This is a genomic window from Bullifex sp., assembly GCF_034103065.1.
Taxonomy (GTDB): Bacteria; Spirochaetota; Spirochaetia; order Sphaerochaetales; family Sphaerochaetaceae; genus Bullifex.
The window spans coordinates 1-11,726 of record NZ_JAXEGN010000266.1; the positions used below are offsets into that span (position 1 = coordinate 1).

Consider the following 11,726-nt stretch of genomic DNA (forward strand, 5'->3'; position numbering starts at 1 on the left):
TAACAGAATGCTATAGGTTGTAGTGGTGTTGATTTCAAACTCTATTTGGGACAAGCAAACTTTAAGAAGATCGAAGCTGATTTTATCCCTTTTTAAATCGTTAAAACGGTAACAGATAAATATATTCATTTCAAACTATAGTGGGTCAAGGGTATTATTTTAAACTCGTTTGGGTCAGAAACAACATTTACTTTTTCGCGAACATCAAGAATTATCTTATTTTGATATAAGTTAATTCAAACTCTTGTGGTGCAAGGACCCTAGGACTTGTACCAGTCTAAGCTATTAAGCATACGTACATCGTATTACTTGTTTTTCATCACCACTAGTTGATCATTAGTCTAGTCATTACTTTATATAATTGGGATGAAGACTTTGGTCTTCTCAAAAATGTAGTTGGTGACAAACGTTACAACTAATGTAAAAAGATTTTTCTTAACCTACTTAAGTTAGTAAATACTATAGTCTTATCATAGTTATAAATTGTTTGTTTCTAAAAATGGCATTTAACCCACAGAGAGTTTCTAAATTGAGTTACAGAATATGCTGAAAACTAGTACTAATAACTCATTGAGAAACTGCTACACTCCCCTTTTTAATAAAAAAATCGGTAAAAGAAAATATAGTTGTATTTAATTCTACCGATATAAAAATGTAATGAAACAAATATTAAGTAGTTTCAGCTTCTAATTCATCTGGAGTAATTTCCTTAGGAATTGGACACTGATAAGGTTGATTTCCAGTCTTTGCTCTTAGCTGCTTCCAAGCTTCTTCAATAATCTCAGGATTATTACAAAGGTCAACTGCTGTTGAAGCAATTATTTGACCTGCAAACAACATACCTCTATGAGCGAAATCACTCTTTCCGCAACTAACTGCTTGCCAGCTATGGGCAGCTGTACCAGCAGGCCAAGTACTAGTACCACATTGTGATACCGGACATACCCAGCTAACATCACCAACATCAGAGGAGCCTGGAAGAGGAATATTACCTGCTTTATTCCATGCTTTTGGTTTAATATTGAAGTCTTCTTTTATTTGGTCAGGAGCTTTTTGAGTTTTAACAATTTCATGAGCAAAATCAAGATCACAAGCACCTAATATTGGATTTTCAATTTCGCACATATTTTTATACATAACTTCATCCAAAGCAGGAATTAAGAGTGTATTACTAGTCCCCTTTAAGAACTTAATATCTACCTTAGTATCTGTCATTAAGGCAGCACCTCTAGCAATGTTATTTACTCTCTCATAAAGACTTATCAATTCAGGAGCAAAAGGAGCTCTAATTTGGTAAAGAGCTGAAGCATGTGCTTGAACGATATTTGGTGAAATACCACCTGTATCAGTAATTGCATAGTGTATTCTTGCAGTTGATGGCATATGCTCTCTTAAGAACTGAACACCAATATTCATTAACTCTAATGCATCTAGAGCACTTCTACCTGCTTCTGGAGCTGCAGCAGCGTGTGAAGCTTTACCAGTAAAGCTATAACGAATTGAGTAGTTTGCAAGCACTGGTCCTGGAGGCAACATATTAACATCACTTGGATGCCAGCATAATGCTACATCAAGATTATCAAAGATACCTTCCCTAGCCATGAATGTTTTACCACTACCACCCTCCTCTGCTGGGCAACCAAAGTAAATTACTGTTCCACTCTTATTTTCACTTTCAAGGTAGTGCTTATATCCAATTGCTCCCATAAGAGAACCAACACCTAAAAGGTTATGTCCACATCCATGTCCATTACCTTCACTTACTAATTGTTCTTTAACTGCAACTCCGGCTTTCTGGCTAAGACCAGGAAGAGCATCGTATTCACCTAAGAAACCAATAACAGGTTTACCGCTTCCCCAAGAAGCAGAGAAAGCTGTCTTTAGCCCTGCTAGACCCACTTTAACGCTAAAGCCCTCTTTTTCTAGAAATGTTTGATAATCATTTACGGACTGTTTTTCCTTAAAACGTATTTCAGCGTTTTCCCAAATCTTGTCACTTAAGAGGTAAAAGTCTTTTGAGCGCTCTTCTAGGTATTTATTTACTTCACTTTTGTTCATAATAGTGCTCCTTTCTTTTATTCATTTTATTAGAAATACAAACAATTACAACAGAGCCAAGAACTAATAAAGCTATACATATTAATCCTGCAAAAAGTAACAATGCACTAATTTCTGCATTTGGTGTTTTTGTAGCATAAGGCTCAAGAAGATTTTGATGTACCTTAATTTCTCCTAACATAAAGATGATGAAAAATAAAATTAATTGCTCTAAAATACTTCCTGTGGTTTGTATTCTAGTTCTAACTAATGATCTCTCCTCTTTTACATATCTATCATCACAAAGATATTTTCTATTAGCATCAGATGATACGATATTAGCAAAAGCTTCACTAAGTACAATACCAATTAAATTTAAATAACTATTAGGAATAATTAGAAGAATTAAACTAACAGCAGAAAGTATTAAACATGGGTTACTAAGCTTTTTAATACCTATTTTTAAAAGTATTTTTTTAATAATACTTGAAAAAACTCCACTAACAGCTATAGCAATATAAACAAGCATTGCCATTGAAGTGTTACCAACAGAAGTATGGTAAACCAAGCTAAAAAGCATTACAAAACTTTTTACTGCACCAACAAAGTATGTTTTAAAGGAATAATCTCTGTAATGTCGTCTTCTATACATTTCAACTAATATGAAAATCATGGCTGCAATTGGAGTAAGCCACATATAGACTGAAACACCAGAGAGCTGGTATTGTCTTAAAATAAGTAAACTCATTAGAGCTAAAATACCAAAGATAAAAAATACAGGACTTCGTTTACTACTGTCAAACGCGTTGTTATTATCAAAGAGATTATAAGACCTTAATTTAGTTGTTATTAATAAAATTAATAGAATATAAATAAAAAAGATAATTGGAATTAATGGAAGCTCATTTTTTCCAAAAACTAAAGTAAGAACCATTATACTTAGATAGAAAATAGTACCAAATGTCTTACTCTTTTTTAATTTTGGCTCTTCTTCAGTAATAATTATATATATAGGTGTAAACATTGCTCTATATGGAGCAAGTCCAATACCAATTAAAAGTGCACTTATCATTAATAATGGTCTATAAAGAGGTGAAAGTAACATCATTATTGCACCTACTAATGTAATTAATAGACCACATTTTATTATTTTATATGGATTTGATATTTCTCCAAAACCTCTAAGTCCAATAATACAAGCTCTTTCGATTGAATATAAAATCAAAACAGGAACAAAGAAATTTACTGTTGAAATATCTTTACTTAATAGAGATGAGAAAATCATAAAAGGAAGTAATGTATAACTTTCAGATAAACTTGATAATAAGCCAAGTTCTAGCTTACTAATTTGATGCTTTGAAGCATTCACGTTATTACCTCCGAAAAGTAAATGATTAAATGTTACATAACAATTACTAGAAAAATTTTATATTATCACCTTTGCAACGTCAATTTTTTGGTCAAGCGAAAAATAAAAAATATGAGCTTCAGCAATAAATACCAAAGCCCAAAAGAACATGCCCCTCAGCAATTTATGTTCTTGAAATGAATTATAAAGCTAATTTTTTTATTTGACTATTTTTAATTAGTAGCTTTAGCTAATTGAATACGATTTATTAAAAAACTATTATAGATTCATGGTTAACTATACTTTTATTAAAGCAACAAATTCAAAAGATGCATTTCAAAATCTATATGATATCGTAACAATATTAAGAAGTGAAAATGGCTGCCCATACGACAAGGCTCTTAGCAATAAGGATTCCCTTCAAAATCTAATTGATGAAGCGTATGAGTATTTAGAAGGTGCAAATAATAAAGATACATCTTCAACAAGAGAGGAAGTTGGGGATATTTTACTAAATGCTTTGATGCTTTTAAAAATTCATGAACAAGCAAACGATTTTACTCCTCAAGATGCTATAAATGAAGTTTGTGAAAAAATAATAAGAAGGCACCCTCATGTATTTGGAGACGTTGTTGTACATAATAAAGAAGAAGGATTAAAAGCCTATTATAGTGTAAAAGAAGGTGTTGAGAAAAAGGCAAAAGATCCAATTGAGAAGATTAATCATATTCCAGCTTCCCTACCTCCACTTGAAAGATCATTTGAATTACAAAAAAAACTTGCTAAAACAGGTTTTGACTGGCCTAATGTTGAAGGTGTAATTGATAAAGTAAATGAAGAGCTAGATGAAGTTAAAATGGCTCTTAAAAATAATGATAGAGATAATTTAGAGGAAGAAATTGGGGACTTACTTACTAGTGTAATTAATCTTGCAAGGTTTGTAAAAGTTAATCCTGCATTTGCACTTGAAAGAGCTAATAATAAGATAAAAAATCGTTTTACAGCCCTATTTGAACTTGCTAAAGAAAGGAATATTCCTCTTGATATTGAACATGTAGAGCAAATGAATGAGCTCTGGGACGAAGTAAAGCTTAGAGGTATTTAAGGCGTTGTTTTACATCATCAGGGTAAGTTTTATAAGCCATTGACCAATAGCTTCTTGCCTTGATGATATCCCCTGAAAGTCTGTAAATATCACCAATAACAAGAGCAAGGTTATCCTTAGATGAGTCATAGTGCTTTAAAGCTAAATCTAAAAGCTTTGAGCCTTCTGCTCTTTCATTTAAAACATTAATTGCCTGTATTAAAATAGAATCGATATCAGGATCGTTAATAGCTTCTAATTCATTTAATGATGAAACAATCAAATCTGTAGAAGCTTTTCCACCAATAAGCATTAAGCATCTACTCTTAAGTGAAAGCTTACTTAAATTTTGATTATATAAAGCATCTGCTTGAGAATATTTTTCTGTTTTCATTAATGAAGAAAAATATACTATCAATTCTGTTTCAGACATTGAAAATAAACTATTTAGTTTTTCACCTGCATAACACTTTTCAAAATCATTTGAATAGAAAAGTAAAATTCTTAATGAATCCCTAAGTCTCTGATCTATATTTGAGCTATAACAAGCTGAATATAAACGTGCAGCAGAGAGAGAATCATCAATGTAACCAAGCTTAAATTGGCTCATAAAAAGATAGTATAATGCATCTTGATTTAGCTTTATAGAAAGCTCTTCATTTGCATTTTCTATTATATCTTCATATTTACCAGCTTCATATCTAGCTTTGTAATCAAAAGAATTAGAACAAGAAAATAAAAGAAAAGAGATAAGAATGAGTATAGAAATAAATCTATGTTTCACACCTTACCTCCATAAAAAAATAATAATCGGTTAGCAATAAGCCGGGTTCTGTATAACGGCAGTCATCTATCCAGGCCTACAGTTACCTGTAGGCTCAAGCAACCTACCCGAAAAGTATTGTCAAGGACGGGACACTTTCCTTCTTGGTCTTGCTCCAGACGAGGTTTACACTGCCACTTACATCACTGCAAGTGCGGTAGGCTCTTACCCTACCATTTCACCCTTACCCTTAGGCGGTATATTTTCTGTTGCACTTTCTATTGCATTACTGCATCTGGGTGTTACCCAGCATCTTGTCCTTAGGAGCCCGGACTTTCCTCTCCAACTTAATGAAGCGACTGCCTAGCTAACCGATTGGATTAACAATTAAAGAAGATCGTCGAAGTCTCCTGTATCAACAACATCTGCAAATGATTCATCATCACTATCTTCACCAAATGAATCAACAGAATAGTCGATATTGCTATCTTCGCTTTCTTCGTAATATAGGATTCTTGAGCAGTATGGACAATACTCAGTAGTATTTCCCATTCTTACATCGTTAACAAACTGAACAGGAAGAACCATATGACAACCCTGACAAACTTGTCCATGAATTGCAACTATACCTACACCCTTCTTATTCTTAACAATATTACAGAATTTAGCATAAATTTCATCACTAATACCCTGCTCTTTAACCTGTAAACATCTTCTATCGAGCTCTGCAATCTGCTCCTTCTTTTCAAGGATGATAGAATCGATTTCAGCACTCTTAGCATCTACATCAGCTTTAATTTCATCGCAAACTTTTGATTGAGCATCAAGCTGTGCCTTAAGCTCTTCAACAAGAGCTGTTGCAGCATTTCTAGCCTTTAATAAGCCAGTTTCTTTAATTTTAGCTTCATCAATCTGCTTTGAAAGTGCTTCATACTCTCTCTGTGTAGAGATAGTATCCATCATCTTTTCAGCGTTAGTTCTTGTCTGGAATGCTTCATCATAACGGATAGAATTAGAAGCAGCATCTTCCTTTGCCTTTGTATATTTTTCATTGAGCTCTAAGAACTTCTTATTAGCTTCTGCAAGCTCTTCCTTCTGAGTTTTAAGATTTTCAGGAAGAGATTCAATTTCACTTTCTAATTCAAATTTTAACCTTAACACATCTTGTAATGTGAGAAGGAGACTGTCAATTTGCTGTATGTTATTATCAGCCATTATATTCACTCCTTAAAGATCAAACGTAATCTTTTAATTTTCTACTTCGTTTAGGGTGGCGTAGTCTTCTTAAAGCCTTAGCTTCAATCTGACGAATACGTTCACGTGTAACATCAAAATACAACCCAACTTCTTCCAGTGTCAATGGATATCCATCATCAAGACCAAATCTCATGCGTAAAACTTCTTGTTCACGAGCTGGTAGAGTTGTAAGTACCTCTTTAATCTGCTCTTGTAAAAGAACATATGCAGTCTGGTTGGCTGGATTTTCAACATCCTTATCTTCAATAAAGTCTGAAAGTAAGCTATCTTCCTCTTCACCAACTGGTGTTTCAAGTGAAATAGGTTCACGAGAAACATTCTTAACTGCTTTAACCTTTTTCTCATCCCATCCAAGGCGTTCAGCAATTTCAGCATCGGTCGGTTCTCTTCCAAGAGATTGTAAGAGAGATCTAGATTCTCTAACAACCTTATTGATTTGTTCAATCATGTGAACAGGAACACGAATAGTTCTTGCCTGGTCAGAAATTGATCTAGTAATTGCTTGTCTAATCCACCAAGTTGCATAGGTAGAGAACTTAAATCCCTTTCTGTACTCAAACTTCTCAACGGCCTTAATTAGACCAATATTACCTTCCTGGACTAAATCGAAAAAATGAAGACCTCTGTTTGTATATTTTTTAGCAATAGAAACAACAAGTCTGAGGTTAGCTTTGATCAAGCGATCTTTAGCATCCTTCATCATCTTTTGACCACTCTTGATTGTTTTTACACTATCAAGAATTTTCTGAGTACCTGTTTTAAGTTCTTTATCAGGATTATTTGGATCATAGCGATCATCGAAAGATTCAAACTCATAACAAATCTGCTTGAGCTTTTTCTCTGTAATCTGTAAATCCTTAATATCCTGCTTAATTTCATCAGCAGTTAATCCAAGACGCTCTTCTATACCTTGAACTTTACTTCTTGTTGCAAGATCACGACCAAGCTGTCTTAACTCTTTTGAAATATCTCCATCTGGAGCAATGTGAAGCTTTTTAGTAAGGATACGATTTTTATCAGTACATTCTTTGATGAAATCAGCAGCTTGGATGAACTTTTCAGTAAGTTCATCAATCTCTTCCTGCTGAATAATCATAGGATAATACCAAATAGGAACATATGAACTGTTTTCTTTTGCCATTTGAACAGCCTTTTCATATGCTTCATCGATTTCAAGAGCACTCTCTAAATCATCCTCTTGAAGTTCAACGTATTCTTCACCTTCCTGTGGTTCTTCAGGTTCATTTGATCTAAAAATTGAAGACTCATTGTTGTCAACAATATTAGACTTTTTAACTATCATCTTATTACCAAAAGGGTTGGTAATTCTTACATATTCATTTAACTCAGCTTCTTTAAGCTCCTTAACATCAACACCAAGGAATTTTGCTAAGTCCTTAGCATTATCTTGGTTGAAGAATTCAACATCCTCAAGCTTAATTTCAAAGCCACCAAGATATAGCTTCATAAGCTCATCTCTCTTTTTGTTAAAACGCTCATCATTGATGAGTTCTTCACCTGTTAAGATAGCCTTCTGAATTTGCTCATTATATTCCTTAAGATGCTTACCAGCGACCTTTAAGCCTTCTCTATAGTTTGATGTATAGTGCTTTTGCTTACTAATGAGGTTCTTTAATTCTTCAGGAGAGATAGAATCATCATCCTCATCAACTTTTGTTGCAATCTGCTGAGCAATTTTTGTGTACATTGAAATAAGTACACCACTTTCTCTAATAACAGATCTAATAACTTCATCTCCAGCTTCCATCTGCTTAGAAAGAGTTACTTCCTGTGCTGCATCAAGGAGGTTTTCTTTACCAATTTCACGAAGATAAAGTCTAATTGGGTCATCACCACTATTATCACTCTTATCAGAACCAAGAATAGTATGACTTCTCTCATGATCATGAGAATCACTGATTTGGGAAATATCTACATATTGTTCAGAAGAACCAACGTGTTCATCTTCTGCAGTCCATGAAGAAATTGTTGGAGCATCGTTATCAACTTCCTCTTCATCTTCCTCATAATCATCATCGTCGTCATCATCATTATGAGTTTCTTCAGGAGCATCACTTGGTTCAGGAATAACATATTCATCATGCGCATCATCTGAAAGTTCATCTTCTTCGAGGAATGAATCATCTTCTAAATCAGCACCTTCCTCAAGGACATCAGGTGTAGGCTCATCACCATCATATTCACCTTCATCCTCATGATATTCAATACCGTTATCACTAAGCTCTGCAATAATATCATCGATTTCATTGGATATTTTGTTTATTTCACTCTCACTCATCTTTAGCTGAGCAAATAAATCATTTTTGAGGATATATCCACCTCGTTCGATGCTCTTTTTTGTGAGTTCCTTGATTAACAGATTCCTAGTTTCTTCATTCATTCTCTACTACCCTTCTGTCATTGAAAAGACGATTCTTAAGCTCAAGTATCTCCTTCTCGATGGAGTACTTCTCATTTAGCAAGGTCTTAAGATCATCACTTCCTATGCCATCCTGCTCTCCCTGTTTTAGCTGCAAAGATATCAGTGCGCGTTCTTCCTCTTTTTTTCTTAAGCTAAGGCGATCAAGAATTTCGTCTATTACGACCTGCGGTCTTTCACGTTTGAACTCCTCTAGTTCAAAAGACGTGTTAACATCATTACGAACCTTCTCGTCAGCAAAGAGTGAGAGGAAAATCTCATCACTACTACCCATGTTACTTCTTCGCATGTTTTCAAGCGCTACGAAGATCATTTGTGCTTCTTTATCTTTTAAGTCACCAAAGTTTAATACCTTTGTATACTCAGCAAATAAATCTCTATGATTTGCAAAGATAAGCATCAAGTACAAATCAATAGAAATAGCACTTGTATTTAGTGGTTCAAAGTGTACTTGGTTGACCAATTTTGGTTCTTCATATACCCTCTTAACCACACTGCCATGACTCAAATCAGAATAGATTTGTTCTTGGCCAACACCTAAAAGCTCACTAATTCGTTGAACATAACTTTCCTTTTCAACTTGACTAAAAGTTACATTCACAAAGTCACGAAGATACGCGACAAATTCAGATTTGCCTTTTGGCGTCCGTATATTATACATTTTCATGCCATTATTGACAAGATAGCTAAATCCTGTCTGTTTATTAAGTAAGATGTTTTTTACACTCTGGCTACCGTAATTTTCAAGTAGTTCAGAAGCATCCTTTGCATCTTCTATTTTTAATACTCCAGTCTCTAAATTCTTTTCTTGAAGCATAACAATGGCTTTTTCTGTAGCCTTCTGACCTGCGCCATCGGAATCAAAGAGTAAATCTACCCTCTCAGCATAACGACTTATTAAATCAGCCTGCTCACTAGTAAATGCCGTGCCAAAAGGAGCAACAGCATTGTAAATTCCTGATTGCTGAAGAGAAATAGCATCAAAATTACCCTCACATACAATTACACTTTTTTCCTTCTTAATTGAATCTAATCCTTCATAAAAAGCATATAGATTGTGTTTTTTCGAGTATATTAAGGTCTCTGGTGTATTTATGTATTTAGGTGCATTCTCTCTAAAAGAAAGATCTCTAGCGCCGAATGCAACAACCTTACCTTGCCAGTTTTTTACAGGGAACATTAAACGATTTACAAAAAGTGGGTATGGATAGTGATTTTGACTAAATAATCCACTTTTCTTTAAAAAATCATCACTATATGATTTGCTCTTTAAAAAATCATATAGCCATTTTGGGTCTTGAGGTGCATAGCCAAGATTAAATTTTAGAATTGTATCTGTAGTTATTTTTCTTTTTTCTAAATAATCTAATGCACGTTTTCCACTTTCTGTTTTAAGCAGCATATGGGAGAAAGTCTTAGTAAGACGATCATAGAGATCAAATAAAGCATCTCTTTCCTCTCTATCTTTATTAACTACGCTACTCTTTTTATCTGAGGTTTCTAATTCTACACCAGCTTTTTGTGCTAAAAATTCAACACTCTCAGGAAATGTTAGATGCTCCATTTCCATAACAAAATTAAACATTGTTCCAGTTGCATGACAACCAAAGCAATAATATCTAGACTGTTCTACATCAAGCTTACAAGAAGGTGTTCTTTCTTGACCATTACCATGAAAAGGACATTTAATCCAAGGTCTACCACTTTTTTGATAAATTTGGGTATATGAGCTAGCAACATCAACAATTGATAGCTTTCGTTTTATCTCTTCTATGGTTTTATCAGAATATAATGGCAACTCAGAAACCTCACTATATAAAAATATCAGCTTGTACTAATAATACAAGTTTATTTTTTAATTTTTCTATAATTGTCTCTTTTCTTAGCAAGATTTAATAATTCTTTAATCTCTTTTTCGCTATGAAGCTCTCCCTCTCCAACCCCTGGGCAAACTTCCTTTTCTGCATAAAAAAGAGCTTTATCACTAAGAAGATAATCCCAAAATGGATAAGTTGAGCACTGTAATGGCTTAACAGGATAAATACTACAACCATTGTCTCCTAAAAAAATACACGAATAGTCATCCATTTCCTTTAAGGAGTAATCATAGTATGTTCCACGATCAATTAATCTTGTGTATTTATCTAAAAACTCAGCTTCGCTTATAGCTAAATAAGAACTAATATTTTCAATCTCTTCTTTTGAAAGAAATACATATCCTGGTTCACCTGAACAACAGTGACCACAACGTTTACATGTAAATCTCAAACCACAAGAGTACCAGGCCATCACATCTCCTGAAATAAAAAAACCTTCCATTTACTGGAAGGTGTACTGGAGAGAGAAGGATTCGGACCTTCGAAGGCTTAGCCAACAGATTTACAGTCTGCCCCCTTTGACCGCTCGGGAACCTCTCCATGCTGTCAAAACAACGATTAGTATTTAACCTAAAAATGGGATTAATGTCAACATAGTTTTATAAAAAATTTTCAAAAATTCATACTAAAATTTATTATTTTTTACATTATAAATAATTATTTAATCAAATTTTTTAAAATAGTTTTTTTTAGCATTTTACTTCTATTATTCATAGGAGGTAATAAAAAGTTAATAGATAGTAAGTTTTAGTAATACTATCTCGCCTATGAATAAGTAAAGAGGTAAATAAAGATGAAAAAAAAATACACTAAAGAGGAAATAGAGATTGCTAAATCTCTACGCCCTATTAATGATGCTTTATTTCGTACCATGGCAAAAGATAATATTCCTCTTGTAGAGCATATTATCAGGGTAACTC

The 11,726-nt window shown here is 33.7% G+C and carries 8 protein-coding genes, 1 tRNA gene and 1 other RNA gene; 1 reads left to right on the top strand and 9 read right to left on the bottom strand.

The window, feature by feature from the left end:
• Positions 1–669: 669 nt before the first annotated feature.
• Both SOY52_RS10085 and SOY52_RS10090 read right to left on the bottom strand, forming a co-directional pair.
• Positions 670–2,058, bottom strand: a complete 1,389-nt coding sequence (locus SOY52_RS10085; RefSeq protein WP_320848828.1) for an amidohydrolase — start codon at positions 2,056–2,058, stop codon at positions 670–672.
• Positions 2,045–3,406, bottom strand: a complete 1,362-nt coding sequence (locus SOY52_RS10090) for a hypothetical protein (RefSeq protein ID WP_320848829.1) — start codon at positions 3,404–3,406, stop codon at positions 2,045–2,047. The genes SOY52_RS10085 and SOY52_RS10090 overlap by 14 nt, the downstream gene beginning before the upstream one ends.
• A 268-nt stretch (positions 3,407–3,674) precedes the next feature.
• On the opposite strand from SOY52_RS10090, the gene mazG reads away from it, so the two are divergent.
• Positions 3,675–4,490, top strand: a complete 816-nt coding sequence (gene mazG, locus SOY52_RS10095; protein ID WP_320848830.1) for a nucleoside triphosphate pyrophosphohydrolase — start codon at positions 3,675–3,677, stop codon at positions 4,488–4,490.
• Here the strand turns inward: mazG and SOY52_RS10100 are convergent.
• The 7 genes from SOY52_RS10100 to SOY52_RS10130 all read right to left on the bottom strand — a co-directional run bounded on the left by SOY52_RS10100 (position 4,477) and on the right by SOY52_RS10130 (position 11,346).
• Positions 4,477–5,253 (bottom strand): hypothetical protein, encoded by a 777-nt coding sequence (locus tag SOY52_RS10100; protein WP_320848831.1) that lies wholly within the window; start codon positions 5,251–5,253, stop codon positions 4,477–4,479. The genes mazG and SOY52_RS10100 overlap by 14 nt on opposite strands.
• A 22-nt stretch (positions 5,254–5,275) precedes the next feature.
• An RNA gene (gene rnpB, locus SOY52_RS10105) (RNase P RNA component class A) lies at positions 5,276–5,607 on the bottom strand.
• 12 nt (positions 5,608–5,619) lie between these two features.
• Positions 5,620–6,447, bottom strand: a complete 828-nt coding sequence (locus SOY52_RS10110; RefSeq protein ID WP_320848832.1) for a zinc ribbon domain-containing protein — start codon at positions 6,445–6,447, stop codon at positions 5,620–5,622.
• Between the two features lie 19 nt (positions 6,448–6,466).
• Positions 6,467–8,890 (bottom strand): RNA polymerase sigma factor RpoD, encoded by a 2,424-nt coding sequence (rpoD, locus tag SOY52_RS10115; protein ID WP_320848833.1) that lies wholly within the window; start codon positions 8,888–8,890, stop codon positions 6,467–6,469.
• Positions 8,883–10,727 (bottom strand): DNA primase, encoded by a 1,845-nt coding sequence (dnaG, locus tag SOY52_RS10120; protein ID WP_320848834.1) that lies wholly within the window; start codon positions 10,725–10,727, stop codon positions 8,883–8,885. Before dnaG ends, rpoD begins: the two co-directional genes overlap by 8 nt.
• A 50-nt stretch (positions 10,728–10,777) precedes the next feature.
• Positions 10,778–11,218 (bottom strand): YkgJ family cysteine cluster protein, encoded by a 441-nt coding sequence (locus SOY52_RS10125; protein ID WP_320848835.1) that lies wholly within the window; start codon positions 11,216–11,218, stop codon positions 10,778–10,780.
• Positions 11,219–11,264: 46 nt separating this feature from the next.
• A tRNA-Tyr gene (locus tag SOY52_RS10130) sits at positions 11,265–11,346 on the bottom strand.
• Between the last annotated feature and the right edge of the window lie 380 nt (positions 11,347–11,726).